This window comes from Kineococcus rugosus (assembly GCF_050871975.1).
GTDB lineage: Bacteria > Actinomycetota > Actinomycetes > Actinomycetales > Kineococcaceae > Kineococcus.
On sequence record NZ_JBJLSJ010000036.1, the window covers coordinates 27,489 to 53,416 of the forward strand.

The following is a 25,928-nucleotide window of genomic DNA, read 5'->3' on the forward strand; positions in this document are numbered from 1 at the left end:
TCACCAATCGTCGGGGTGGGGGTCGGGGCCGCGGGCTGGACCGTCGTCGGCGAGCATCGCACCGGCGCGCCGCGGGGGCGCGCCGGAGCGGGGCGTCAGCCGTTCCAGTCGACGAGCTGGACGATCACGCCGTTGGGGTCGCGGACCTGGAACGCGCGCTCGCCCCACTCCTCGACGGTCAACGGCATGGTGATCTCGACCCCCTCGGCCCGCAACCGGGCCAGTTCCCCCTCGAGGTCGTCGACGACGAACGCGACGATCTGCCCGTGCGCGACCTCCTCGCGCTGGTCGGCGGGCAGCGTCGCGAGGCCGCGGCGCAGGTAGACGAGGTGGGTCCCGACGTCGGGGCGGCTGAGGCTGGCGTACCCGTCGGCGGCGTTGTCGAGGGTGAAGCCGAAGTGGTCGGTGAGGAACGCGGCCGAGGCGCGTTCGTCCTCGACGTTCATCGACAGGGCGGTGGCGGTGACCTTCACGGGGGCTCCCTCTCTCCGTACGCTGTACGGGGAGAACGCGCCGACCGCCCGCCGCGTTCCCGCCCCCCTGGGTGATGATCGGCCGGTGAGCCCCGCCCGTCCGAACGCCGGCGATCCCGCGCGCACCCTGGCCCTCCTGTGGCGCGACCCCACCGCCGTCCCCGCCCGCGGCCCGCGCCGCCGCCACGACCTCGACGCCGTGGTCGAGGCCGCCCTCGCCCTCGCCGACGCCGACGGCCTGGCCGCGCTGACGGTGCGCCGCGTCGCCGAGCGCCTCGGGATCTCGACGATGTCGCTCTACACCTACGTCGCCGACCGCGCCGAGCTCCTCGACCTCATGCTCGACGCCGCCTACCTGCGGATGCCCCGCACCGACACGACGGGCCAGCCGTGGCGGGACCGCCTCCGGGCGGTCGCCCGGGACAACCGGGAGCTGTTCGAGCGCCACCCGTGGGTCGCGGAGGTCTCCACCGTCCGCCCCTCCCTGGGCCCGGGCCAGACCGCGAAGTACGAGCACGAGCTGGCCGCCTTCGACCAGACCGCGGTCGACGACGTCACCCGCGACGCCTGCCTGACCCACCTGCTCGTCGTCGTCCGCGCCTGCGCCCGCGACGCCGCCGACGCCCGCGCGATCACCGCCGGGTCGGGCAGCGACCGGCAGTGGTGGGCGGCGGCCGGCCCGCTGCTCGCCCGCCACCTCGACCCCGCGCGCTACCCCCGCGCCGTCCGCGTCGGCGCCGCCGCCGGCGAGGCCGCCGGCAGCGCCCACGACCCCGACCGCGCCCACGCCTTCGCCCTCGAGCGGGTCCTCGACGGTTTCGCCGCGCTGCTCGACCGACCGCCCTCATGATGAAGGTTCAACGTCCCGCTCGACCCGAGGAGACCGCGTGAGCCCGAAGACCGTCCCCTTCGTCGTGGAGGCCCGCGGCACCGGTGTGGCCCAGCACCTGACCGTCCCCGGCGACAACCAGCACACCTTCCAGGCCGACACCTACCCCTCGTTCGGGGGCGCGGACGCCGCGCCCAGCCCCCTGAGCTACGCCCTCGGCGCGCTCACCTCCTGCAACCAGGTCACGGGCGACATCGTCGCCAAGGGCCTGGGCGTGCAGCTGGGCGGCTGGACCTTCCACGTCCAGGGGGACCTGAACCCCGCCGTCATCGGCACCGGCGCCGAGGGCAACGCGAACTTCGACCGCGTCGCGGTCCGGGTGCAGGTGCAGACCGACGCCGACGAGGCCACCTTCGAGACCCTGCGCACCGAGACCGAGCGCCGGTGCCCGGTGACCCAGCTGTTCAAGCGCAGCGGCCTGGAGTTCAGCAGCGACTGGGAACGCCTGCCCCTGTCCTGAGGGCCCGCGGCCCCTGGCGGACGCCGCCAGGGGCTCACCCCCCGAACAACCGCCGCCGCAGCTCCCCCGAGTGCCGCCGCACCGCCGCCGCCAGCTCCTCCCGCCGCCGCGCGTCCACCGCCGCCGCCTCGAACGTCACGGCCAGGCTCGTCACCGGCCAGCCCGCCCGGTCCGTCACCGCGACCGCCACCGACGCGAAACCCGGGGTGACCTCCCCGTCCTCCACCGCGTACCCCCGCGCCCGGGTCTCCACGAGCACGGCCCGCAGCTGCCGCGGCGACACCTCCACCCCCCGCGCGACCAGCGAGGCCGCGTCGGGGAACAGCGCCCGCACCTGCTCCCGGGGCAGCGCGGCCAGCAGCGCCCGCCCGCTCGCCGTCAGCTGCGACGGCAACCGCACCCCCACGTCCGTCACCAGCGCGGGCCGGCGCGGGGCCCGCTCCTCCACGAGGTAGACGACCTCCCCGCCCACGAGCACCGCCAGGTGCGCGCTCTCCCCGACCCGGTCGACGAGCGCGGCCAGCACCGGCCGGCCCAGCCGCGTCACCGGTTCCTGCCGCACGTACCCCGAGCTCAGCTCGAACGCCGCGATCCCCAGCCCGTACCGGTGCGCCTCGGGGAAGCGGAGCACGAACCCCTGCTCGGCCAGCTCCGCCAGCAACCGGTAGACGCTGGAGCGGGGCAGGCCCAGGGACCGCGCCAGGGTCGCCGCCGCCACCGGCCCCTGCTGGGCCGCCATGAACGACAGGATCCTCAGCGCCGCCCCCACGGTCGGGGCCCCCGCGGACGTCACCACGCCGTGAAGTGTCCAGCACCCTGGACACCGGCGCCGCGCCGCCCGCTGACGGGGCCCCCCGGCTCGGGTGGGATGGGTCCCGTGAAGAACGTCCTCGTCCCCGCCGGCCCCGTCACCGTCGACGACGTCGTGGCCGTCGCCCGCCACGGCGCCCACGTCGAGCTCGACCCCGCCGCGCTCGCCGCCGTCGAGGAGTCCCGCGCCCGCGTCGAGGCCCTCGCCGGCGACGCCGAACCCCACTACGGCATCTCCACCGGGTTCGGCGCCCTGGCGACCACCCACATCCCCCTGGACCGGCGGGCCCAGCTGCAGCGCAGCCTCGTCCGCTCGCACGCCGCCGGGTCCGGGCCCGAGGTCGAGACCGAGGTCGTGCGCGCCACGATGCTGCTGCGGCTGTCCACGCTGGTGACCGGCCGCACCGGCGTCCGGGCCCGCACCGCGCAGGCCTACGCCGACCTCCTCAACGCCCACCTCACCCCCGTGGTCGCCGAGCACGGGTCGCTCGGCTGCTCCGGCGACCTCGCACCGCTGGCCCACTGCGCGCTCGCCGTCACGGGCGAGGGCACCGTCCGCACCGCCGACGGCGAGCTCCTGGACGCCGCCACCGCCCTGGCCCGCCACGGCCTCGAACCCGTCGTGCTGGCCGAGAAGGAGGGCCTGGCCCTCATCAACGGCACCGACGGGATGCTCGGCCAGCTCGCCCTGGCCCTGGACACCCTCGACACCCTGTTCGCCACCGCCGACCTCGCCGCCGCGCTGTCCGTCGAGGCGCTGCTCGGCACCGACGCCGTCTTCGCCGACGACCTGCAGCGGCTGCGGCCCCAGCTCGGCCAGCGGGTCTCCGCCGGGAACGTCCGCCGGGCGCTGGCGGGCTCGCCGATCGTCGCCAGCCACAAGGGCCCGGAGTGCACCCGCGTGCAGGACGCGTACTCGCTGCGCTGCGCGCCGCAGGTCCACGGCGCCGGCCGCGACACCGCCGCCCACGCCCGCGCGGTGGCCGAGCGGGAACTGGCCGCCGCGGTCGACAACCCGGTGGTCACCCCCGACGGCCGGGTGGAGTCCAACGGGAACTTCCACGGCGCACCGGTCGCCTACGTCCTGGACTTCCTGGCCATCGCCGTCGCCGACCTCGCGAGCATCTCCGAACGCCGCACCGACCGGTTCCTGGACCGCGCCCGCAACCAGGGCCTGCCCGCGTTCCTCGCCCACGACGCCGGGGTCGACTCCGGGCTGATGATCGCGCAGTACACCGCGGCGGGCATCGTCTCCGAGCTCAAGCGCCTCGCCGTCCCCGCCAGCGTCGACTCGATCCCGAGCTCGGCGATGCAGGAGGACCACGTGTCGATGGGCTGGGCGGGCGCGCGCAAGCTGCGCCGCGCCCTCGACGGCCTCACCCGGGTCCTGGCGATCGAGGTCATGACCGCCACCCGCGCGCTGGACCTGCGCGCGCCCCTGCGGCCGGGCCCGGTCACCGGTGAGGTCCTGCGGACCGTCCGCGCCGTCGTCGAGGGCCCCGGCCCCGACCGCTTCCTGGCTCCCGAGATCGAGGCCGTCGTGGGCCTGGTCGCCTCGGGCGCCGTCGTCAGTGCCGCCCGTTCCGTCACCGAGATCGACTGAGGGAGTCCCACGTGTCCGCACACCCCCACGGCCCGGGGCCCAGGCCCGTCCGCGCCCACCGCGGGAGCACGCTGCACGCGAAGAGCTGGCAGACCGAGGCCCCGCTGCGGATGCTCATGAACAACCTCGACCCCGAGGTCGCCGAACGCCCCGACGACCTCGTCGTCTACGGCGGCACGGGCCGGGCCGTGCGCTCGTGGGAGGCGTACGACGCGATCGTCCGCACCCTGGAGGGCCTGGAGGACGACGAGACGCTGCTGGTGCAGTCCGGCAAACCCGTCGGGGTGTTCCGCACCCACGCGTGGGCGCCGCGCGTCCTCATCGCGAACTCCCACCTCGTCGGCGACTGGGCGACCTGGCCGGAGTTCCGCCGGCTGGAGCAGCAGGGCCTGACGATGTACGGCCAGATGACCGCCGGGTCGTGGATCTACATCGGCACCCAGGGGATCCTGCAGGGCACCTACGAGACGTTCGCCGCCGTCGCGGAGAAGAGGTTCGGCGGGACCCTGGCCGGCACGATCACCCTCACCGGCGGGGCGGGCGGCATGGGGGGCGCGCAACCGCTGGCGGTCACGCTGAACGGGGGCGCCGCGATCGTCGTCGACGTCGACCGCGCCCGGTTGCAGCGCCGCGTCGACCACGGCTACCTCGACGAGCTCGCCACCGACCTCGACGACGCCCTGGAACGGGTCGTCCGGGCCCGCGACGAGCGCCGCGGCCTGTCGGTCGGCGTCGTCGGGAACGCCGCGACGGTGTTCACCCAGCTCCTGGACGTCGGCGCCCCCGTGGACGTCGTCACCGACCAGACCTCGGCGCACGACCCGCTGAGCTACCTGCCCGAGGGCGTCACCGTGGAGGAGTGGCACGAGCTCGCCGCGAAGGACCCCGAGGACTTCACCCGCCGCGCCCGCGAGTCCATGGCCAAGCAGGTGCGGGCCATGGTCGGGTTCCGGGACGCCGGCGCCGAGGTGTTCGACTACGGCAACTCGATCCGCGAGGAGGCCCGCCTCGGCGGGTACGACCGCGCGTTCGAGTTCCCCGGGTTCGTCCCGGCCTACATCCGCCCGCAGTTCGCCGAGGGTCGCGGGCCGTTCCGCTGGGCCGCGCTGTCGGGGGACCCGGCGGACATCGCCCGCACCGACCGCGCGGTCCTCGAGCTGTTCCCCGGGGACGAGAAGCTGCGCCGCTGGATCACCGCCGCGGGGGAGAAGGTCCACTTCGAGGGGCTGCCCGCGCGCATCTGCTGGCTCGGGTACAAGGAGCGCCACCTCGCCGGGCTGAGGTTCAACGAGCTCGTCGCGAACGGCGAGGTGTCCGCCCCGATCGTCATCGGCCGCGACCACCTGGACTCCGGGTCGGTGGCCTCGCCGTACCGCGAGACCGAGGCGATGGCCGACGGGTCCGACGCGATCGCCGACTGGCCGCTGCTGAACGCCCTGCTCAACACGGCGTCGGGGGCGACGTGGGTGTCGCTGCACCACGGCGGCGGCGTCGGCATCGGCCGCTCCATCCACGCCGGGCAGGTCACCGTCGCCGACGGCACCGCGCTCGCCGCGGAGAAGATCGAGCGGGTCCTCACGAACGACCCCGGCACCGGCGTCATGCGGCACGTCGACGCCGGGTACGACCGCGCGGCCGAGGTGGCCCGCGAGCGCGGGCTGCGCGTCCCGATGTGGGAATCGTGACCTTCCACGCGCAGAGCGCCTGGCTGGACGGTGCCGCCGTGCGCGACGTGCGCATCGAGGTGGCCGCCGGCCGGATCACCGCGGTCACCCCGGGAGCGGCGGCTGCACCCGGGGACGAGGTCCTCACCGGCCTGGTGCTCCCGGGGTTCGCGAACGCCCACTCCCACGCCTTCCACCGCGCGCTGCGCGGCCGCACCCACGGGGACGGCGGGACGTTCTGGACGTGGCGCACCGCGATGTACGCGCTCGCCGGCCGCCTCGACCCGGACTCCTACCGCGAGCTCGCCACGGCCGCCTTCACCGAGATGGTCCTCGCGGGCTGGACGGCGGTGGGGGAGTTCCACTACCTGCACCACCGGCCCGACGGGACGCCGTACGAGGACCCGAACGCGATGGCCCTCGCGCTGCGGGACGCGGCGCGGACGGCGGGGATCCGCCTCGTCCTGCTCGACGCGCTGTACCTCACGTCCGCGCCCGGCCAACCCGTCCTGCCCGAGCAGCGACGGTTCTCCGACGGCGACGCCCGGGCCTGGGCGCGGCGCGTCCGGGAGATCCCCGCCGACGAGTCGTTCCGCGTCGGGGTCGCGGCCCACTCCGTCCGCGCCGTCGGCCCCGCCGACCTCGCGGTCGTCGCCGAGACCGCCTGGGACCTCGGCGCGGCGGTGCACGTCCACCTGTCCGAGCAGCCCGCCGAGAACGAGGCGTGCCGCCGGGCGTACGGCTGCACCCCGACCGAGCTCCTCGACCGCGCGGGGGCCCTGAGCCCCGCGCTCACCGTCGTGCACGCCAACCACGTCACCGACGCCGACGTCGCCCTCCTCGGCGCCCGGCGGGCGTCGGTCGCGGCGTGCCCCACCACGGAGGCCGACCTCGGCGACGGCGTCGGCCGCACCCGCGCCCTGCACGACGCCGGGGCGGTCCTCGCGCTCGGCACCGACCAGCACGCCGTCGTCGACCCGTTCCTGGAGGCCCGCGGCCTGGAGGGGGCCGCCCGGCTGAGGTCGCTGCGCCGCGGGGTGTTCACCCCCGCGGAGCTCGTCGCGGCCCTGACGACGGGCGGGCACCGCAGCCTCGGCCTGGAGGGCGGGACGATCGCCGTCGGTCAGCCCGCCGACCTCGTCGCCGTCCGCACCGGCTCGGCCCGCACGGCGGGCTCGGACCCGGCGCAGGTCGTGCTGACGGCCACCGCGCAGGACGTCACCGACGTCGTCGTCGCGGGGGAGCCGACCGTCCGCGGGGGCGTCCACCGGACCGTGCCCGAGGAACGCCTCGTCGAGATCCTCAGGAGCCGCTCGTGAGCACCCTCTACACGGGCATCGGCGAACTCACCACGAACGACCCCGAGGTCGGCGGGGACGACCTGCTGGGCCGGATCCGCGACGCCGCCCTGGTCGTCGAGGACGACCGCGTCGCCTGGACCGGTCCCGCCTCCCGCGCCCCGGACGCCGACGACCGCGTCGACGTGTGCGGCCGCGCCGTCCTGCCCGGCTGGGTGGACGCGCACTCGCACCTGGTGTTCGCCGGCGACCGGACCGCCGAGTTCGAGGCCCGGGTGGCGGGGGAGCCCTACGCCGCGGGCGGGATCCTGCGGACCGTCGCGGCCACCCGCGCCGCCACCGACGACGAGCTGCGCCGGAACCTGCGCCGGCACGTCGCGGAGGCCCGCGCCCAGGGCACCACGACGCTGGAGACGAAGACCGGCTACGGCCTGACGCCCGCCGAGGAGCTGCGCGCCGCGCGGCTGGCGCGGGAGTTCACCGACGAGGTCACCTGGCTGGGCGCGCACGTCGTCGCCCCCGGCGCCGACCCCGGCGACTACCTCGACGAGCTCGTCGGCCCCCAGCTCGAGGCGGTGCTGCCGTTCGTGCGCTGGGCCGACGTGTTCTGCGAGGACGGCGCCTTCGACGAGGACCAGTCCCGCGCGGTGCTCCTCGCCGCGCGGGCGGAGGGCCTGGGGCTGCGCGTGCACGGCAACCAGCTCACCCGCGGCCCCGGCGTCCGCCTCGCCGTGGAGCTCGGCGCCGCCAGCGTCGACCACTGCAACCACCTGTCCGACGCCGACGTGGACGCGCTCGCGGGGTCGGGCACCGTCGCGACCGTCCTGCCCGCCTGCGACCTGTCGACCCGCCAGCCCCTGGCCCCCGCCCGCCGGCTCCTGGACGCGGGCGCCACCGTCGCGATCGCCAGCAACTGCAACCCCGGGTCCAGCTACACCAGCTCCGTCGCGTTCTGCGTCGCCACCGCCGTGCTGCAGATGGGCCTGACCGTCGCCGAGGCCGTGCACGCCGCGACCGCCGGCGGCGCCCGGGCGCTGCGCCGCACCGACGTGGGCCGCCTCACCGTCGGCGCCCGCGCCGACCTGCACGTCCTGGACGCCCCCTCGGTGACCCACCTCGCCTACCGCCCCGGGGTCCCTCTCACCCACTCCGTCCACTGACCCCCACCGGCCGGGGACCCGCGCCATGCTGGAGCGGTGGGGAGACGCGGGCGCGCACGCCGCCGGGCCGGGAAGGCCGTCGAGGGGGTCGCCGAGGTGACCGACGCGGCCGGAGTCGTGTGGACGGTCGTGACGTTCCCGTTCCGGGTGCTGCGGGCCATCCTCGACGCCCTCACCTGAACGTCGGGGGGGTCCCGCCGAACGGGGGAACCGCACCGCCACCGGGCCCCCGCGCCGTCGCCCTGCCCCACGCTGGGGGGATGGGCCGCAGACGCACCTCCCGCCGGGCCGCCCGGGCCGCCGAGGTCACCGCCGACGTCGCCGACCTGCTCTCCGCCGCCGGGGGGCTCCTGAGGTTCCCGTTCGCCGTCGTGCGCGCCGTCGTCGACGCCCTCACCTGAGCGCCGCCCCGCCCAGCTCCCGAGCAGACCCCGCCGGCGTCGTCCCCGCCACCCGCGTCCCGGCCCTGCCCGGCCGCCGCTGAGGCGGTGGGAGGATCGGGGGGTGCAGACCGCCCCGGCCTTCGGCCTCCTCCTCGACGTCGACGGCCCGATCGCGAGCCCGGTGACCCGCTCGATCAGCGCACCGGGCCTGCTCGACAGCCTCCTCGAACTGCTCGCCGCGGGCGTGCCGGTGGTCTTCAACACCGGCCGCTCCGACGAGTTCCTCCGCGAGCAGGTCGTCGGCCCGATCCTCGCCGCCGGGCTGCCCGCGGCGGCGCGGCTGCACGCGGTCTGCGAGAAGGGCGCGGTGACGTTCTCCGTCACCGCCGACGGCCCGACGCCCGTCGTGGTGGACGAGACGGTCGCGGTGCCCGCCGAGGCCGTCACCCGGCTGGAGGCCCTGGCCCGCGACGAGTTCGGCGACGTCCTGTTCGTCGACGGCGGCAAGCGGGCCATGGTCTCCCTGGAGCAGCGCCTCGACGTCGACTCCGCGACCTACCTGGCCCGCCAGCCCGACTACGAGCAGGCCGCCCTGCAGGTCTTCACCGACCTCGACCTCGGCGTCACCTGGAAGGGCGTCACCGTCCCCGACGCCCGCGGCGGCGTCGACTGGCGGATCGACCCCACGATCATCTCCACCGACGTCGAGTCGGTGCTGCTCGGCAAGGACCGCGGCGCCGAGATGGCGCTGCGCCTGCTCGCCGCCGACGGGCCGCTGCCGACGGCGTGGCGCACCGTGGGGGACTCCCGCACCGACTACGCCATGGCCGACTGGCTGCACGCCCAGGGGCACGTCGTCGCGCACGTCGACGTCCGTCCCGCCGACGGCGTCCCCGCCACCCCGTACCCGGTCCTGGAGCCCCGGCACACCGTGCACGACGAGGCGGGCGCCGCGTGGCTGGCGCGGCTGGCCGCGGTGGTCCGCGGGGAGGCCGCCGACGACGGCGACTTCGACGCCCACCTCGTCGCCTGAGACCGCCCGAGGCCGCCCGAGGTCGCTAGGGCCGCCCGGCGGCCGGGCCGATGGGCACGTGCAGCTCGGTGACCCCGTGGGAGGGGTCCTCCGGGCAGTAGTCGAGGTACACCTCCCCGCCGAGCCCCAGCGGGCGGTGACCGCTGTCCTCGACCCAGCGGGCGAGGACCTGCCAGGTGGCGTCCACGCCGTCCATCGGGCCGTGGTGGACGATCGCGGCGACCCGCACCGCGGGCAGGTCGGTGACCCGCACGTCCCCGACGGCCCCCTGCCGCGCGTCGACCACGACCCCGGCGTGCACGCGGACCGCCCCCTCGTCCCCGCTGCCCTCGTGCTCGTACCAGGAGACGCCCGGGCCGGCGGGCCGGACGCCCGCCTCGGCGAGCTCGCGGTGCAGCCGCTCGTACAGGGGCTGGATGACGGGGCCGACCTCCTCCGGCTCGAAGCTCGCGGCCACGGCGGACAGCTCCGCGACGCGCACGGGGTCGGTGTCCTTCACGACGACGTCCTGGGTTCCCACGGTGCCCTCCTCCTCGATCACCCGGAGCCTCACCTCCACCGCCCGCAGGCGGGCCGCGTCGGCCGCGACCTGCTCCGCGAGCTGCGCCCGGCGCAGCCGCAGCATCCCCTGCAGCTGCTCCGCGCCGACCTCCTCGTCCAGGACGGCCCGGACCTGCCGGAGCGTCAGCCCCAGGTCCTTCAGGGCCAGGACGCGGTTGAGGCGGCCCAGCTGCGCGGCGCTGTACGAGCGGTAGCCGGTCGCGGGGTCCACGGCCGCGGGCGGCAGCAGGCCCAGGGCGTCGTAGTGGCGCAGCACGCGCACGGACACCCGGGCCAGGGCGGCGAACTCCCCGATGCTGAACATGACACCCCCACCGTGGAGGCTGACACGGTGTGAGGGTCGAGGGGCAGGGCCTAGGCTCCTCGCCGTGGCTGACGCGCGCACCGACACCCAGTACGAGGACCTGCTCCGCCACGTCCTCGCGAACGGCACCCCGAAGTCCGACCGCACCGGCACCGGCACCCGCAGCGTCTTCGGCCACCAGCTGCGCTACGACCTGTCCGCGGGCTTCCCGCTGGTCACCACGAAGCGGGTCCACTTCAAGTCCGTCGCCCTGGAGCTGCTGTGGTTCCTGCGCGGCGACGGCAACGTGCGCTGGCTCCAGGAGCGCGGCGTGTCCATCTGGGACGAGTGGGCCGACGAGAACGGCGACCTCGGGCCCGTCTACGGCGTCCAGTGGCGCTCCTGGCCGACCCCCGACGGCCGGCACGTCGACCAGATCAGCCAGGTCCTGGACACCCTGCGGACGGACCCGGACTCGCGCCGCATGGTCGTCTCGGCGTGGAACGTCGCCGACCTCGGCAAGATGGCGCTGGCCCCCTGCCACGCGTTCTTCCAGTTCCACGTCGCCGACGGCAGGCTGTCCTGCCAGCTGTACCAGCGCTCGGCGGACCTGTTCCTCGGCGTCCCGTTCAACATCGCCAGCTACGCGCTGCTGACCGAGCTGGTCGCGGCCGAGGTCGGCCTGGAACCGGGCGACTTCGTCTGGACCGGCGGGGACGTCCACATCTACGACAACCACGTCGAGCAGGTCACCGAGCAGCTGACCCGCGAGCCGTACCCGTTCCCGCGGCTGCGGGTGCCCCGCAAGCCGCTGCTCGAGGTCGCCTACGAGGACCTCGAGGTCGTCGGCTACCGCCACCACCCCGCGATCAAGGCCCCCGTGGCCGTCTGATGATCGGGCTGGTCTGGGCGCAGTCCGCGAACGGCGTCATCGGGGCCGGCGGCCGCATCCCGTGGCGCGTCCCGGAGGACCTGGCGCACTTCTCGCAGCTCACCGGCGGCTCGACCGTCGTCATGGGCCGCGCCACCTGGGAGTCCCTGCCCGCCCGGTTCCGGCCGCTGCCCGGCCGCCGCAACCTCGTGCTGTCCCGCGACGCCGGCTACGACGCCCCCGGCGCGGAGGTCGTCACGGACCTGGACACCGCCCTGGACACCGCCCTGGACGGGGCCGGCGACGTGTGGGTCGTGGGCGGGCGCGCCGTGTACGAGGCGGCGCTCGCTCGCGCCGACGTGCTCGTCGTCACCGAGGTCGACCTCCACGTCGAGGGCGACACGTTCGCGCCGGCGGTGGGGGAGCCCTGGCGGCCGGTGGGGGCGGGGGAGTGGCGGACGTCCTCGGCGGGCCCCCGGTTCCGGGTCGTGACGTGGCGGCGGGCGGACCGCCCGGCGGGGTGAACCACTAGCGCGGCAGGCGGTCGCGTGCCACCGTGGGGCATCGGGCCCCTCGCCGGGGCTCCTGGCCGAAGGAGGCTGTCGTGGTGACGCTCTTCCTCTCGCTCGCGGTGATCGTGGTCGTGGCCGGCGTGGTCGGGCACCTGTGCTCGGTCTCCCGGCCGGGGGCCCGCAAGCTGGGTCCCGAGGCCCCCTCGGACCGGCACCGGTCGCACATCGCCTGGCCCGGCGTGCTCGGCGGCGACTCCGGCGGCTACGTGAACCTGCCCGACAGCCACCACCACCACGCCGGCGGGTGGGGCTGGGGCGGGGACTCCGGCGGTTTCGGCGGCGACTCCGGCGGCGGCGGCGGCGACTGAGCCGTCCCGCGGTGACGTCACCCGGACGCGCGGAAGAGCGGCGCGCCCGGGGCGGTTGCGCTGGTCGTGAAGGTGGAGATCTGGTCCGACGTCGTCTGCCCGTGGTGCTACATCGGCAAGCGCCGGTTCGAGAGCGCGCTGCGCGACTTCGAGCACGCCGACGACGTCGAGGTGGTGTGGCGGTCCTTCGAGCTCGACCCGACGGCGGTGACCGTCCACGAGCGGGCCGACGGCCCCGGCGACGCCCACGTCCGCCGGCTGGCGGCGAAGTTCGGGCAGCCCGTGGAGCAGGTGGCGGAGCTGGTCGCCCACGTCGACGCGACCGCGGCCGCCGAGGGCCTGGAGTTCCACCAGGACGTGTCGGTGCCGGCCAACACCGTCAAGGCCCACCAGCTGCTGCACCTGGCGGCCGACCGCGGCGTCCAGGGGGCCGTCAAGGAGCGCCTGCTGCGCGCCCACTTCACCGAGGGCGAGCCCGTGGGGGACGAGGAGACCCTGGTGCGGCTCGGGGCGGAGGCCGGGCTGGACGCGGACGAGGCCCGCGCGGTGCTGGCCGGGGACCGCTACCTGGCGGCCGTGCGCGCCGACGTCGCCGAGGCGCGGGCGCTGGGGGCCCGCGGGGTGCCGTTCTTCGTGGTCGACCGCACCTACGGCGTCTCGGGGGCGCAGCCGGTGGAGCAGTTCGCGCAGGTGCTGCGCCGGGCGTGGGCCGAGAGCCACCCCCTCACCCCCGTCGGGGACCCTGCCGCCGGGGCCTGCGGCCCGGACGGCTGCGCGGTCTGACCCTCCCGGGGCCCCGTCAGGAGACGTCGACCCCGAAGTCCTGCGCGATCCCCCGCAGCCCGCTGGCGTACCCCTGCCCGACGGCGCGGAACTTCCACTCCCCGCCGTGGCGGTACACCTCGCCGAACACCATGGCGGTCTCGGTGGAGGCGTCCTCGGACAGGTCGTAGCGGACGACCTCGCTGCCGTCGACGCGGTTGACCATGCGGATGAACGCGTTGACGACCTGCCCGAAGCTCTGGCGGCGGGCCTCGGCGTCGTGGATGGAGACGGCGAACACGATCTTCTGGACGTCGGCGGGGACGGACCCGAGGTCGACCTCGATGACCTCGTCGTCGCCCTCGCCCTCGCCGGTGCGGTTGTCGCCGGTGTGCCGGACGGACCCGTCGGGGCTGGTGAGCTGGTTGTAGAAGACGAAGTGCGCGTCGGACAGGACCTTGCCGCCCGCCCCGAGCATCAGCGCGCTGGCGTCGAGGTCGAAGTCGAGGCCGGTGGTGGTGCGCACGTCCCAGCCGAGGCCGACCTGGGCCTCGTCGAGGTTCGGGGCCACCTTGGCCAGCGAGACGTTTCCACCCTTGGCGAGAGTCACACCCATGACGTGAACCTACCCGGGGGGGCTGGGTGCCGCCTGAGCGGTGGCGGGGGGCAGGAGCCGGTCGACGAGGAGGTCGACGGCGGGGGCGGGCAGCCCGAACAGGGCCCGGAAGTAGACGGGGGCGACGAGCTGGTCCAGGACCCGGGTGGCGGTGGGGACGTCCTCCCCGCGGGCCTCGGCGGCGGCCAGGAGGGCCTCGGCCTGGGCGCTGCGGCCGGTGAGGCACGCCGAGCAGGCGGACTCGGCGCCGTCCGGGGCGCCGGGGTCGGCGGGCCCGGCGGCGACGGCGGCGCGCAGCAGGGCGAGCTCGGTGGGCCGGGCGGCCTGCTCGACGAGGGCGGCGCCCCAGGCGCGCAGGTCGCCGCGCAGGGTGCCGGTGTCGGGGACGTCGCCGCTGGTGCCGAACCGGACGAGGGCGGTGTCGGCCAGGAGGGCGGCGACGTCGCCCCAGCGCCGGTAGACGCTCGTGGCGTTGACGCCGGCGCGGGCGGCGACCTGCGGGATGGTCACGGGGTCGCCCTGGGCCAGGAGCTCCTCGACGGCGCGGTGGACCGCGGCGGTGACCTTGGCGCTGCGTCCGCCGGGACGCGCCATCGTCGGCGTCATGACCCGACCTTAACGCAATCAGCGTTGCGTTAACGCAGAACCCGGAGTAGTTTCCCGGAGACACCTCCTCGACGGTCTGGAGCCCTCCGTGCCCCGCACACCCCGCACCGGGACGGGTTTCACGCTCGTCGCCCTCACCCTCGGCCTGCTCGTCGCCGCGAGCGCCGCCCCCTCGCCGATCCTGCCGGTCTACGAGGAGCTGTGGGGCCTGGGTCCGACCGCCGTGACCGTCGTCTTCGCCGTCTACGCCGCCGTCCTGCTCGTCGCGCTGCTCACCGTCGGGTCGCTGTCGGACCACCTCGGCCGCCGCCCCGTCGTGCTCGTCGCCCTCGCCGGGGTCGCCGCGTCCCTGGTCGTCCTCGCCGAGGCCCACGGCGTGGGGGCCCTCGTCGCCGGCCGCGCCCTGCAGGGGTTCTCCACCGGCACCGCCATCGGTGCCCTCGGCGCGTGGCTGCTCGACCTCGCCGGGCCCGGCCGCGGCCCGACCGCCCAGCTCGTCAACGGCGCCGTCCCCCCGGCCGGCCTCACCGCCGGCGGGCTCGGCGCCGGGGTCCTGGTGCAGTTCGCCCCCGCCCCCACCGAGCTGACGTACCTGCTGCTGGCCGGGCTGCTCGCCGTCGCGGCCGTCCTGATCGCGTGCACGCCCGACGTGGCCGACCGCGTCCCCGGCGCGCTGCGCTCCCTGCGCCCCGTCGTGCACCTGCCCGCCGCCTCCCGCGCGGCGTTCACCACCAGCCTGCCCGGCTTCCTCGGCAGCTGGGGCCTGGGCGGCCTGTGCATGGGCCTGGGCCCGTCCGTCGTCGCCGGGGTCCTCGGCCTGCGCGACCACGTCGCCGGCGGCCTGGTCGTCGCCGCGGTCGCCGGCGTCGGGGCGGTCACCGGCGTCCTGACCCGCCACCGCGCCCCCGGCCGCGTCCTCGCCCTCGGGATGGCCGGGCTCGTCGTCGGGCCCCTCGTCCTGACCGCCGGGCTCGCCGCCACCTCCGTGCCGGTGTTCTACGCCGGGGCGCTGCTGTCCGGGGTCGGGTTCGGCGCCGGGTTCCAGGGCGCGCTGCGCGCGGTCCTGGCCACCGCCCCCGCCCACGAGCGGGCCGGCGTCCTGTCCGCCGTCTACGTCGTCAGCTACCTCGCCTTCGGGGTCCCCGCCGTCGTCGCGGGCCTGCTCGTCCCGCACCTGGGGCTGCGCGAGGTCGTCGACGGCTACGCCGCCCTCGTCGTGCTCGCCGGTGCCGGCGGCCTGCTGCTGCTGGCCCGCGCCCGCCGCGCCGGGCGGACCGCGACGGCACCCGTGCCCGCCCAGGCCCGCCGCACCGCCCCGGTCCGCCCGCCCGCCGGGAACGCCTGAGTCAAGGGCCGCGCGCCGGCTGCCGATCACCACCGCATGACCCTCCGCGCCGGTCAGCGCATCGCCTTCAGCGGCCACTTCCTCGCCGCGCGGCCCGACCTCGCCGCCCGCGCCGCGCGCGCCGGGCTGCACGTCGACGACGCCGTCACCGCCACCACCGACGTCCTCGTCGCCAACGACGCCGGCTCGGGGTCGGACGCCGTCCGCACCGCCCTGGCCCTGGGCGTCCCCATCGTCGACGAGTACTCCTTCGACGCGCTCGTGCTCGCCGCCGCCTGAGCCGGCCCGCCCCGGGACGGGCCCGGGGGTGCGTCGGGGGTCCGGAGGTGGTTGCCTTCCCCGGTCCAGCCCTCACGGGCACGGTGGAGAGGAAACCGCATGCCAGCCGACGACCACGGGTCCCAGCGGGACTTCTCGCACGAGGACGGCGGCCTGCACAAGGGCCTGAAGAACCGCCAGCTGCAGATGATCGCCATCGGCGGCGCCATCGGCACCGGCCTGTTCCTCGGCGCCGGCGGGCGCCTGGCCGGGGCCGGGCCCGGCCTGTTCATCGTCTACGGCGTGTGCGGGTTCTTCGTGTTCCTCATCCTGCGCGCCCTCGGCGAGCTCGTCCTGCACCGCCCCTCCTCCGGCTCCTTCGTCTCCTACGCCCGGGAGTTCTACGGCGAGAAGGCCGCCTTCGTGGCGGGGTGGATGTACTGGTTCAACTGGGCGATGACGGCCATCGTCGACATCACCGCCATCGCGCTCTACCTGCACTACTGGGACGCCTTCAGCTCCGCCCCGCAGTGGCTGCTGGCCCTGGCCGCGCTCGTCGTCGTCCTCGGGCTGAACCTCGTCTCGGTGCGGATCTTCGGCGAGATGGAGTTCTGGTTCGCCCTCATCAAGGTCGTCGCGCTGACCGCGTTCCTGGTCGTCGGCGTCGTCTTCCTCGCCGGACGATTCCCCGTCGACGGCCAGACCACCGGCCTGTCCGTGATCAGCGACAACGGCGGGTGGCTCCCCTCCGGCGTCGTCCCGCTCGTCGTGGTGGTCTCCGGCGTCGTCTTCGCCTACGCCGCGGTCGAGCTGGTCGGCACCGCGGCCGGGGAGACCGAGAACCCCGAGAAGATCATGCCGCGGGCCATCAACACCGTGATCGTGCGCATCGTGGTCTTCTACTGCGGCTCGCTGGTCCTGCTCGCGCTGCTGCTGCCGTACACCGCCTACAGCGCCGACGAGAGCCCCTTCGTCACGTTCTTCTCCAAGCTCGGCGTCCCCGGCGCCGGGGACGTCATGAACTTCGTCGTCCTCACCTCCGCGCTGTCCAGCCTCAACGCGGGCCTGTACTCCACCGGCCGCATCGTGCGCTCGATGGCCATGAACGGCTCCGCGCCCCGGTTCGCCGCCAAGCTCAACAAGGGCGGCGTGCCCTTCGGGGGGATCGCGATCACCGGCGTCGTCGCCGTCCTGGGCGTCGGCCTGAACTACCTCGCCCCCGGCCGCGCCTTCGAGATCGTCCTGAACGCCTCCGCGCTCGGCATCATCGCCAGCTGGGGCACGATCGTGCTGTGCCAGCTGCGGCTGCACACCTGGGCGAAGGCGGGCATCGTCACCCGGCCGCAGTACCGGCTGTTCGGCGCCCCCTGGACCGGCTACCTCGTGCTGGTGTTCCTCGTCGCCGTCCTCGCGATCATGGCCTACGACGAGTCCAGCCGGCCCACGGTCTACGCGCTCGGCGTCATCGTCCCCCTCCTCGTGGTCGGCTGGTTCGCCGTCCGCAAGCGCGTCCTGGCCGCCGCCGAGGAGCGCGCGGGCTACACCGGCGAGTTCCCCGTCAAGGCCGACCGCCCCCGCCGGGACTGAGACCCGGAACGAACAGGACGCCGCCGCCCCCCGCGGCCTAGGCTGCGGGGGACGGCGGCGTCCTGCCCCGTCCTGCCCGCCCGGCGCTGTGCGGTGCACCGTCGACGAGGCCCCCGAGGACACCCTGCGCATGACCGCGCCCACCACCGCGCCCACCGGCGCCGCCACCCCCGCCCGCCGACCCTCCACGGTCGGTCTCGTCGTCCTGCTCGGCGCCATGGCCGCGCTCGGGGCCGTGACGATCGACCTCTACCTGCCCTCGCTGCCCGAGGTCGCGGTCGACCTCGGCACCACCGAGGCCCGCACCCAGCTGACCATCACCGGCGTCCTCGTCGGCGCCGGTCTCGGCCAGCTCGTCGTCGGGCCGCTGTCCGACGCCTTCGGCCGCCGCAAGCCCGCCGCCGCCGGGTTCTGCGTCTACGTCGTCGCCACCCTGCTGTGCGCGATCGCCCCGAACCTGCCCGCCCTCGTCGCCTTCCGCGTCCTGTCCGGCGTCGGGGCCTCCGCCGGCGCCGTCATCGGCATGGCCGTCATCCGCGACCTGTTCACCGGCCCGGCCGCCTCCCGGCTGCAGTCCCGCCTCGTGCTCGTCATCGGCGTCGCGCCCCTGCTGGCCCCCACCGTCGGCGGCGCCATCGCCGTCCACACCGGCTGGCGGCCCGTGCTGGCCCTGCTCGCCGTCGCCGGCCTCGGGGTCCTGCTCGCGGTCTGGCGCAAGCTGCCCGAGACCCGCCCCGAGCTGCGCGACACCGCCGCGCAGGCGCGCGCCGAGGACGAGCGGGCCCCCGTCACCCCGCCGCGCCGGCAGCGGGTCCTGCGCACCTTCACCGGCTACGGCGCGCTGCTGCGCGACCGCCGGTTCCTCGCGCTCGCCCTCATGCCGGGCCTGGCGATGGCGACGATCATGGCCTACGTCTCGACGTCGGTCTTCGTCCTGCAGGACGGCTTCGGCCTCACCGGGACCGGCTTCGCCGTCTACTTCGCCGTCAACGGCACCGCCCTCATCGGCGGTACCCAGGTCAACGCCGCCGTCGTCGAGCGCTTCGGCTCCGCCCGCCTGCTGCGCGTCGGGGTCCTGGCCGCTCTCGTGTTCGGCCTGGCCCTGGCCGCGTCGCTGCTGGCCCGCACCGACCAGCTGCTCCTGTTCGCCGTCCCGCTGTACCTGCTGCTGCTGTCGCTGGGCCTGATCATGCCCAACGCCGTCACCCTCGCCCTGGAGCCCTACGGCGACAGCGCCGGCGCCGCCGCGGCCCTCGTGACGGCGCTGCAGTCCGGCGTCGGCGGGCTCGTCGGGGTCCTCGTCGGCGTCCTCGGCGGCGACGAGCACGCCACCGGCCTCGTCGTCGGGACCGCGGTCGTCCTGAACGTCGTCCTCCTGCTCTCCGTCCGGCCCGGCGCCCGGCCTAGTGTGAGGTCATGAGCTCGATCACGGACGCCCAGCCCGCCGGAAGCGACCTCGACCCGTCGGTCCGCCCCCAGGACGACCTCTTCCGCCACGTCAACGGCCGCTGGCTCGCCACCACCGAGATCCCCGACGACCGCGCCGTCGACGGGGCCTTCATCCGGTTGCGCGACCAGTCCGAGGCCGAGTGCCGCGCCATCGTGGAGTCCGCCGCCGCGGCCGCCGCCTCCGGGGAGGCCCCCGCCGGCTCGGTGCGGCAGAAGATCGGCGACCTGTTCGCCAGCTTCATGGACACCGACCGCATCGAGGCGCTCGGCGCGACCCCGCTGGACCCCGAGCTGGCCGCCGTCGACGCCGTCGCCGACCACGCCGGGCTCGTCCGCCAGCTCGGCGCCTTCGAGCGCTCCGGCGTCGGCGGCCCGTTCGCCTACTGGGTCGACACCGACAACGCCAAGTCCGACGAGTACGTCGTCTACGTCACCCAGTCCGGCCTGGGCCTGCCCGACGAGTCGTACTACCGCGAGGAGCAGTACGCCGAGGTCCGCGACGCCTACCGCGACCACGTCGAGCGCATCCTCACCCTCGGCCGCCGCCCCGACCCCGCCGGTGCCGCCCGGCGGGTCCTGGAGCTGGAGACGGCGCTCGCGGCCCACCACTGGGACCGCGTGAGGAACCGCGACGCGAACGCGACGTACAACAAGGTCGACCGCGCCGGCCTGGACGCGCTGCTGCCCGGGATCGACCTGTCGCAGTGGCTGGCCGCCGCCGAGCTGCCCGCGTCGGCGTTCGCGCACGTCGTCGTGCGCCAGCCGAGCTACCTGACGGGCATGGCCGAGGTGCTGCTCGCCACGCCCGTCCAGACCTGGCGGGACTGGCTGGGCTGGCGCGTCCTGCACCAGGGCGCGGCGTTCCTGTCGGCCGACTTCGTGGAGGAGAACTTCGCGTTCTACGGCACCCGGCTCACCGGCGCCCCGCAGCTGCGGGAGCGGTGGAAGCGCGGGGTCGGGCTGGTCGAGGGCAGCCTCGGCGAGGCCCTGGGCGAGCTGTACGTGGGCGAGCACTTCCCGCCGGCGGCCAAGGAGCGCATGGAGCAGCTCGTGGCGAACCTCGTCGAGGCGTACCGCCAGGACATCGAGGCGCTGGACTGGATGACGCGCGAGACGAAGGACCGCGCGCTGGAGAAGCTGTCGCGGTTCACGCCGAAGATCGGCCACCCGGACCGGTGGCGGGACTACTCGGCGCTGACGATCGACCGCTCCGACCTGCTGGGCAACGTGCGCCGCGCGTTCGCCTTCGAGGTCGACCGCGAGCTCGCCAAGCTGGGCGCCCCGGTGGACCGCGACGAGTGGTTCATGACCCCGCAGACGGTCAACGCCTACTACAACCCGGGCATGAACGAGATCGTCTTCCCCGCCGCGATCCTGCGCCCGCCGTTCTTCTCCCTGGACGCCGACGACGCCGAGAACTACGGCGGCATCGGGGCGGTCATCGGCCACGAGATCGGGCACGGCTTCGACGACCAGGGCTCGAAGTACGACGGCCTGGGCAACCTCAACGACTGGTGGACCGACGCCGACCGCGCCGAGTTCGGCAAGCGCACCCAGGCCCTCGTCGACCAGTACGACGCCCTGGAACCGCCGGAGACGCCCGGCAAGCACGTCAACGGCGCCCTCACGGTCGGGGAGAACATCGGCGACCTGGGCGGCCTGACGATCGCGCACAAGGCGTACGAGATCGCCCTGGGCGGTGAGCCGGCCCCCGTGGTGGACGGCCTGACCGGCAGCCAGCGGCTGTTCTTCGGCTGGGCGCGGGTCTGGTGCGGGAAGGTCCGCCCGGCTGAGGTGGAGCGCCGGCTGGCGGTCGACCCGCACTCCCCGCCGGAGTTCCGCTGCAACGCCGTGGTCCGCAACCTCACCGAGTTCCACGAGGCGTTCGGCACCGCCGAGGGCGACGGCCTGTGGCTGGACCCGGCCGAGCGCGTCCGGATCTGGTAGTCAGTCCGCCAGCGCGACCCGGTCGCGGCCGCCGCCCTTGGCCTCGTACAGGGCGCGGTCGGCCGCGAGCAGCAGCTCGTCGGGGGTGCTGCCGTGGTCGGGGGCGGTCGCGACCCCGGCGCTGACGGTGACGCGCAGGTCCTCGACCTCGACCCGCACCCGCGCGCACGCCGCCCGCAGCTCCTCCGCGCGCCGGTGGGCCGCGGCGGCGTCCAGGTGCGGCAGCAGGACGACGAACTCCTCCCCGCCGTAGCGGACGACGTCCTCGGCCCGGGCGTGCGCGCTCAGCGCCCGGGCCACCGCGACGAGGACCTCGTCGCCGATCGCGTGGCCGTGCGTGTCGTTGACGGCCTTGAAGTGGTCGACGTCGAGCAGGACGAGGGACAGCGGCTGCCCGGTCGCGGCGGCGGCGGTCAGCCGGTCGGCGAGGTCGTCGACGAACCGGCGCCGGTTGCGCAGCCCCGTGAGGGGGTCCCGGGCGGCTTCCTCGGCCAGCTCGGCCCGCAGGTGCTCGATGGTGGCGACCTGCTCGCGCAGCCGGGCGTTGGCCCGTTCCAGGGCGCGGGCGGCCCCCAGCTGCTCGGTGACGTCGCGCGCGACGACGACCCGGCCCAGGACCCGTCCGCGGTCGTCGCGGATCCAGCGGGTGCGGACGTCGAGGTGGGTACCGCCGCGCAGGGCCACGACGGCGTCGCCGTCCCCGTCGCCGACGGCGCGCGCGAGGGCGGGTTCGACCGACCCGGCGAACGCCCGGCCGATGACCTCCCCGCCCGGGCGGCCCTCCCGGCGCACGAGGGCGGTGCCGGCGGGGTTGACGTCGACGACCCGTTCGCGGGCGTCGACGACGAACACGGCGTCGGTGACGGTCTCGACGACGAGCGAGCGGGCGACGGGCACGAGCCGCAGCAGGTCCTGCTGGAGCACGGCGTAGGCGAACAGGACCCCGGTGACGGTGAAGGCGAGGGGGGTGACGTCGACCTCGACGACGTCGCCGAGGAACACGACGCCCAGGTTGGCCGCGAACGGCGCGGCGATCGCGACGAGCATCGTGGTCGCCTGCCGCCGCAGCAGGCCGCGGGTCTGCCGGCGCAGCCGGTGGACGGTGGACGCGGCGCTGAGGACGACCATGTAGCTGTAGGCGGTGTGGACCCAGAACAGCGGCCCGGCGGTGACGACCCGCCGCTCGGGGTCGCCGACGTGCTCGACGGTGGCGTGGAACCAGTGCAGCTGCGGGTCGAGGGCCACGACGACGACGAGCAGGACGGGTTCGACGGTGAGGGCGAGGACCCGCCGCGCGGTGGTGGTGCGTCCGCTGACGGCGTCGACGAAGAGCCGCAGCGACAGGACGGTGGCCCCGATCCCGAGGAACTGGGGCAGCACGAGGGCGTCGAGCCAGGGCCGCGGCACCCCGGAGTTGAGCAGCACGACCGCCAGGCCCCACAGGGTGACCGACGCCAGCGCGACGGTCAGCGGCAGCGCGGCGGGCGTGTCCCGCCGGCGGCGGAACGTGAGCACGCCGGTGGCCGCGGTGACGGCCACGGCGACGGCGAGCAGGAGGACGAGCGGTCCCGTCGACGTCATCGACGCGTTCGCCCTCCCCGGGTCCGGGCGGCCGGGTGACCGCCGACCCCCAGGGTGCCACCGGCCTCCGACACGTGGCCGGGTCCGCGCGCGGCGGTCACCGCCCCGGCGGGGTCAGCGGCAGCCGCGGGTGCAGCAGGTGGGCGACGAGGGCGGTCCAGCCGGTCTGGTGGCTCGCCCCGAGCCCTTCGCCGGTGTCGCCGTCGAAGTACTCGTTGAAGGTGATGTGGTCGCGCCACAGCGGGTCGTCGGTGGCCTCGATGCGCTGGCCGTCGGCGGGCCGGCGCCCGTCGACGGGCCGGAACAGGTTGACGAGGCTCTCGTCGATGAGGTCGGCGCCCTGGACGAGGTTGATGCGCCGCCCGGACCCCTTGGGCACCTCGATGGTGAGGTCGTCGCCGAAGAAGCGGCCGAGGGTGCGCAGCTTGTCGGCGAGCAGGACGTTGACGGGGAACCAGATGGGCCCGCGCCAGTTGGAGTTGCCGCCGAACATCCCGGTGCGCGACTCCCCGGGTTCGTAGACGACCGAGGAGCTCTGCCCCTCGACCGACGTCCAGACCTCCTCCTTGACGGCGGCGGACAGCGAGCGCAGGCCGTACGGGGAGAGGAACTGCTCGCTGTCGAAGGCCCGCTCGAGCAGCCGCACGAGCCGCGGCTTGTCGACGAGGGAGAGCAGCATCTGCCGGCCCTCGGGGGTGGAGCGGGTGAGCAGCGGGAGGGTGAGGTCGGGGCGGCGCTTCTGCAGCCAGCGCAGGCGGGCGGTGAGGTCGGGGGTCTCCTCGGCGATCCACGTCGGCACGTCCGTCGACCCCAGGATCGGCAGCAGCCCGACCATGGAGGGCACGCGCATCGGCTCGGCCCGGCCGTCGGGGTGCAGCAGGACGTCGTAGAAGAAGCCGTCCTCCTCGTCCCACAGGGAGGTGTCGGTGGCGCCGAAGGAGGTCATGGCCTGGGCGATGGACAGGAAGTGCTCGAGGAACTTGGTGGCGGCGTCCTCCCAGGCGGGGTCGTGCCGGGACAGCTCCAGGGCGATCTTGAACATCTGCTGGCAGTAGAAGGCCATCCAGCTGGTGGCGTCGGACTGCTCCAGGCGGTAGCCGGGGGGCAGCTCGGCGGAGCGGTCGAACAGGCCGATGTTGTCCATCCCGAGGAAGCCGCCCTCGAAGAGGTTGGAGCCGCTGGCGTCCTTGCGGTTGACCCACCACGAGAAGTTGAGCAGCAGCTTGGTGAAGACGCGCACGAGGAAGCCCTGGTCGCGGTAGCCGTCGAGGCGGTAGACGTGCCAGGCGGCCCAGGCGTGCACGGGCGGGTTGACGTCGCCGAAGGCCCACTCGTAGGCGGGCAGCTGGCCGTTGGGGTGCATCGACCACTCGCGGCACATGAGCACGAGCTGCTCCTTGGCGAAGTCGGGGTCGACGTGGGCCAGGGGGATGGCGTGGAAGGCGAGGTCCCAGGCGGCGAACCAGGGGTACTCCCACTCGTCGGGCATGGAGATGACGTCGGCCAGGGACAGGTGGGTCCAGGAGACGTTGCGGGCGCCGCGGGCCTTGCGGGACTCGGGGGCCGGTTCGGTCTCGGGGTCGCCGCCCAGCCACTGCCGCACGTCGTAGCGGTACAGCTGCTTGGTCCACAGCAGCCCGGCGTAGGCGCGGCGGGCGATGTGCCGGTCGGAGTCGGACAGGCCGGGGTGGATGACCTCGTCGTAGAACTCGTCGGCCTCGGCCTGCCGGTCGTGCAGGACGGCGTCGAACCCGGACCCGAAGGTCCCCTGGCCGGGGGCGTGCGGGGACAGCCGCAGGCGCACCTCGACGGTCTCGCCGGGGGCGACGGAGTCGAAGGAGTACCAGAACGCGGCCTTGGTGCCGGTGCGCCGCGGGTTCACGGCCGACTCGTCGCCGTGGACGATGCGGCGGTCGATGCCGTCCTTGGTGTAGCGGGTGGGGTTGGAGGCGGCCCCGAAGAGCTCGACGAGGTTGGACTCGTTCTCGCAGAACAGCACCTCGGGGCTGCCCTGGGCGCTGACGTGGTAGCGGCCGAGGTGCCCGTGCTCGCACTCGACGTCCTCGAGCCCGCCGACGGCCAGGGTGGGGGGCAGGACCTGGGTCATGGTCCCGCGGCGGCGGTCCCAGCCCCAGGCCCAGGTGTTGCGGAACCAGACCTGGGGGACGAGGTCGAGGGGGGCGGGGTCGGGCCCGTGGTTGGTGGCGGCGACGACCATGCACAGGTCGTCGGGCCCGGCCTTGGCGTAGGTGACGGTGACGTCGAAGAAGCGGTTCTCGTCCAGGACGCCGGTGTCGCCGAGCTCGTACTCGCGCTCGTCGCGCCCGCGGCGGGCGTTCTCCTCCCGCAGCCGGGCATAGGGGAACTCGGCCTGCGGGTAGCGGTAGAGCCACTGCATCCAGGAGTGGCTGGGGGTGCCGTCCAGGGCCCACCAGTACTCCTTGGCGTCCTCGCCGTGGTTGCCCTCGCCGTTGGTGAGGCCGAAGAGCCGCTCCTTGAGGAAGGGGTCCTTGCGGTTCCACAGGGCCACGCCGAGGTTGAGGAAGCCGAAGCGGTCGCAGACCGCGCCCAGGCCGTCCTCGCCCCAGCGGTAGGCGCGGGAGCGGGCCTGGTCGAAGGGGAAGGCGGTCCAGGCGTCACCGCCGGGGGTGTAGTCCTCGCGGACGGTGCCCCACTGGCGACCCGAGACGTAGGGACCCCACAGGCGCCAGGGGCCGTCGGCCCCGGGCGACTCGGCCATGCGGCCGTGCTCGACGCTGCGCCGCGGCCGTCGGTGCTGGCGGCCGTCGCCTCCCCGGTGGGCCTGGTCGCGCTGGCCGGGGGCGTGCGCGTCGGGCTGGGGCGCCGGCTCGGGGGACTCAGTGGCCTCGGTCACCTCCCCAGTCTCCCAACGATCACCGGCTGACGCGTGGTGAGCGTCGATCGGAGCGGGATCCGTTGCGCGGCAGTGGTTCACACGGTCTAGTCAGGGGCGATTTGCCTACTCGACGCCCCGCCGTCTAATGTTCTTCATGTCGCCGCGAGCAACGGGGCGGACGCCGAGAGCCACCAGGCTCGAGGGGTTCGGCTGGAGCGAGCGGCACCAGATGCCTCAGCTGAGGCTAGGTTGAAGTTCGGCCTGGTTTTCGGTTAAGGTGGGAAAGTTACCCCTCTTCCGCTGACCCTTTCGGGGGTTGGTTCGGGGTGGGTGCGTCCGGTTCTTGAGAACTCAACAGTGTGCCATAAATGTTGATGCCAATGCATTAACCCCCAATGGCCGTCGCTCATGTACGGGTGGCGGTTGGGGTTCCTTTGGGATCTACCCCTGTTCTGGCTTGCCAGCTCGGGACAGGGTTTGGAGTCCAAGGTCAACTATGAAGTGAAATGATCTACACCGGCTGGTCTGTTTCCTGTGATTCGTCGCGGGGGT

General features: G+C 74.9%; 25 protein-coding genes. 18 read left to right on the forward strand and 7 right to left on the reverse strand.

The window, feature by feature from the left end; all coding sequences use genetic code 11:
* Positions 1-95: 95 nt before the first annotated feature.
* Positions 96-473: a VOC family protein gene (locus tag ACRYM6_RS18480; RefSeq protein WP_432544349.1), complete on the reverse strand. Its 378-nt coding sequence runs from the start codon at positions 471-473 to the stop codon at positions 96-98.
* 85 nt (positions 474-558) lie between these two features.
* Between ACRYM6_RS18480 and ACRYM6_RS18485 the strand changes: the two genes are divergently transcribed.
* Both ACRYM6_RS18485 and ACRYM6_RS18490 read left to right on the forward strand, forming a co-directional pair.
* Positions 559-1,323: a TetR/AcrR family transcriptional regulator C-terminal domain-containing protein gene (locus tag ACRYM6_RS18485; RefSeq protein WP_432544350.1), complete on the forward strand. Its 765-nt coding sequence runs from the start codon at positions 559-561 to the stop codon at positions 1,321-1,323.
* 37 nt (positions 1,324-1,360) lie between these two features.
* Positions 1,361-1,822 (forward strand): OsmC family protein, encoded by a 462-nt coding sequence (locus tag ACRYM6_RS18490; protein WP_432544351.1) that lies wholly within the window; start codon positions 1,361-1,363, stop codon positions 1,820-1,822.
* Positions 1,823-1,856: 34 nt separating this feature from the next.
* Here ACRYM6_RS18490 and ACRYM6_RS18495 read toward each other — a convergent pair whose 3' ends face one another.
* Positions 1,857-2,618: an IclR family transcriptional regulator gene (locus ACRYM6_RS18495; RefSeq protein WP_432544352.1), complete on the reverse strand. Its 762-nt coding sequence runs from the start codon at positions 2,616-2,618 to the stop codon at positions 1,857-1,859.
* Between the two features lie 72 nt (positions 2,619-2,690).
* Between ACRYM6_RS18495 and hutH the strand changes: the two genes are divergently transcribed.
* The 7 genes from hutH to ACRYM6_RS18530 all read left to right on the forward strand — a co-directional run bounded on the left by hutH (position 2,691) and on the right by ACRYM6_RS18530 (position 9,773).
* Positions 2,691-4,235, forward strand: coding sequence for a histidine ammonia-lyase (hutH, locus tag ACRYM6_RS18500; protein ID WP_432544353.1), 1,545 nt, complete (start codon positions 2,691-2,693; stop codon positions 4,233-4,235).
* 11 nt (positions 4,236-4,246) lie between these two features.
* Positions 4,247-5,920 (forward strand): urocanate hydratase, encoded by a 1,674-nt coding sequence (hutU, locus tag ACRYM6_RS18505; protein ID WP_432544354.1) that lies wholly within the window; start codon positions 4,247-4,249, stop codon positions 5,918-5,920.
* A complete protein-coding gene (locus tag ACRYM6_RS18510) occupies positions 5,908-7,218 on the forward strand; it encodes a formimidoylglutamate deiminase (RefSeq protein ID WP_432544355.1) in 1,311 nt (436 codons plus the stop codon). Before hutU ends, ACRYM6_RS18510 begins: the two co-directional genes overlap by 13 nt.
* Positions 7,215-8,357, forward strand: coding sequence for an imidazolonepropionase (gene hutI, locus ACRYM6_RS18515; RefSeq protein WP_432544356.1), 1,143 nt, complete (start codon positions 7,215-7,217; stop codon positions 8,355-8,357). Before ACRYM6_RS18510 ends, hutI begins: the two co-directional genes overlap by 4 nt.
* Before the next feature lie 36 nt (positions 8,358-8,393).
* Complete coding sequence (locus ACRYM6_RS18520; protein WP_432544357.1) at positions 8,394-8,537, forward strand: hypothetical protein; 144 nt, start codon at positions 8,394-8,396, stop codon at positions 8,535-8,537.
* An 80-nt stretch (positions 8,538-8,617) separates the two neighbouring features.
* Positions 8,618-8,758, forward strand: a complete 141-nt coding sequence (locus tag ACRYM6_RS18525) for a hypothetical protein (protein ID WP_432544358.1) — start codon at positions 8,618-8,620, stop codon at positions 8,756-8,758.
* A 103-nt stretch (positions 8,759-8,861) separates the two neighbouring features.
* On the forward strand, positions 8,862-9,773 hold the full coding sequence (locus ACRYM6_RS18530; RefSeq protein ID WP_432544359.1) for a hypothetical protein: 912 nt from the start codon (positions 8,862-8,864) through the stop codon (positions 9,771-9,773).
* 25 nt (positions 9,774-9,798) lie between these two features.
* Here ACRYM6_RS18530 and ACRYM6_RS18535 read toward each other — a convergent pair whose 3' ends face one another.
* The gene (locus ACRYM6_RS18535; RefSeq protein WP_432544360.1) at positions 9,799-10,638 is read right to left on the reverse strand and encodes a MerR family transcriptional regulator; all 840 of its coding nucleotides are present in this window, start codon (positions 10,636-10,638) and stop codon (positions 9,799-9,801) included.
* A 64-nt stretch (positions 10,639-10,702) separates the two neighbouring features.
* On the opposite strand from ACRYM6_RS18535, the gene ACRYM6_RS18540 reads away from it, so the two are divergent.
* From ACRYM6_RS18540 to ACRYM6_RS18555, 4 genes are all read left to right on the forward strand, one after another.
* Positions 10,703-11,509 carry a thymidylate synthase gene (locus ACRYM6_RS18540; RefSeq protein WP_432544361.1) on the forward strand — a complete coding sequence of 269 codons (807 nt, stop codon included), beginning with the start codon at positions 10,703-10,705 and terminating at the stop codon, positions 11,507-11,509.
* Positions 11,509-12,012, forward strand: a complete 504-nt coding sequence (locus tag ACRYM6_RS18545; protein ID WP_432544362.1) for a dihydrofolate reductase — start codon at positions 11,509-11,511, stop codon at positions 12,010-12,012. Before ACRYM6_RS18540 ends, ACRYM6_RS18545 begins: the two co-directional genes overlap by 1 nt.
* Before the next feature lie 80 nt (positions 12,013-12,092).
* Positions 12,093-12,368 (forward strand): hypothetical protein, encoded by a 276-nt coding sequence (locus ACRYM6_RS18550; RefSeq protein ID WP_432544363.1) that lies wholly within the window; start codon positions 12,093-12,095, stop codon positions 12,366-12,368.
* Positions 12,369-12,440: 72 nt separating this feature from the next.
* On the forward strand, positions 12,441-13,151 hold the full coding sequence (locus ACRYM6_RS18555) for a DsbA family oxidoreductase (RefSeq protein WP_432544364.1): 711 nt from the start codon (positions 12,441-12,443) through the stop codon (positions 13,149-13,151).
* A 16-nt stretch (positions 13,152-13,167) separates the two neighbouring features.
* Here ACRYM6_RS18555 and ACRYM6_RS18560 read toward each other — a convergent pair whose 3' ends face one another.
* Together ACRYM6_RS18560 and ACRYM6_RS18565 are read right to left on the reverse strand one after the other, a co-directional pair.
* Positions 13,168-13,746, reverse strand: coding sequence for a TerD family protein (locus ACRYM6_RS18560; protein WP_432544365.1), 579 nt, complete (start codon positions 13,744-13,746; stop codon positions 13,168-13,170).
* A 9-nt stretch (positions 13,747-13,755) separates the two neighbouring features.
* Positions 13,756-14,352 (reverse strand): TetR/AcrR family transcriptional regulator, encoded by a 597-nt coding sequence (locus ACRYM6_RS18565; RefSeq protein WP_432544366.1) that lies wholly within the window; start codon positions 14,350-14,352, stop codon positions 13,756-13,758.
* An 88-nt stretch (positions 14,353-14,440) separates the two neighbouring features.
* Here ACRYM6_RS18565 and ACRYM6_RS18570 point away from each other — a divergent pair, with 88 nt between their 5' ends.
* The 5 genes from ACRYM6_RS18570 to ACRYM6_RS18590 all read left to right on the forward strand — a co-directional run bounded on the left by ACRYM6_RS18570 (position 14,441) and on the right by ACRYM6_RS18590 (position 20,938).
* Positions 14,441-15,697 carry an MFS transporter gene (locus ACRYM6_RS18570; protein ID WP_432544367.1) on the forward strand — a complete coding sequence of 419 codons (1,257 nt, stop codon included), beginning with the start codon at positions 14,441-14,443 and terminating at the stop codon, positions 15,695-15,697.
* Between the two features lie 36 nt (positions 15,698-15,733).
* A complete protein-coding gene (locus ACRYM6_RS18575; RefSeq protein WP_432544368.1) occupies positions 15,734-15,976 on the forward strand; it encodes a hypothetical protein in 243 nt (80 codons plus the stop codon).
* A 99-nt stretch (positions 15,977-16,075) separates the two neighbouring features.
* Positions 16,076-17,542 carry an amino acid permease gene (locus tag ACRYM6_RS18580; protein WP_432544369.1) on the forward strand — a complete coding sequence of 489 codons (1,467 nt, stop codon included), beginning with the start codon at positions 16,076-16,078 and terminating at the stop codon, positions 17,540-17,542.
* A gap of 130 nt (positions 17,543-17,672) precedes the next feature.
* A complete protein-coding gene (locus ACRYM6_RS18585) occupies positions 17,673-18,962 on the forward strand; it encodes a multidrug effflux MFS transporter (RefSeq protein WP_432544370.1) in 1,290 nt (429 codons plus the stop codon).
* A complete protein-coding gene (locus ACRYM6_RS18590) occupies positions 18,959-20,938 on the forward strand; it encodes a M13 family metallopeptidase (RefSeq protein WP_432544371.1) in 1,980 nt (659 codons plus the stop codon). The genes ACRYM6_RS18585 and ACRYM6_RS18590 overlap by 4 nt, the downstream gene beginning before the upstream one ends.
* Here the strand turns inward: ACRYM6_RS18590 and ACRYM6_RS18595 are convergent, their stop codons facing one another.
* Positions 20,939-22,519 carry a GGDEF domain-containing protein gene (locus ACRYM6_RS18595; protein ID WP_432544372.1) on the reverse strand — a complete coding sequence of 527 codons (1,581 nt, stop codon included), beginning with the start codon at positions 22,517-22,519 and terminating at the stop codon, positions 20,939-20,941.
* Between the two features lie 97 nt (positions 22,520-22,616).
* Positions 22,617-25,259 (reverse strand): MGH1-like glycoside hydrolase domain-containing protein, encoded by a 2,643-nt coding sequence (locus ACRYM6_RS18600; RefSeq protein ID WP_432544373.1) that lies wholly within the window; start codon positions 25,257-25,259, stop codon positions 22,617-22,619.
* Positions 25,260-25,928: the final 669 nt, after the last annotated feature.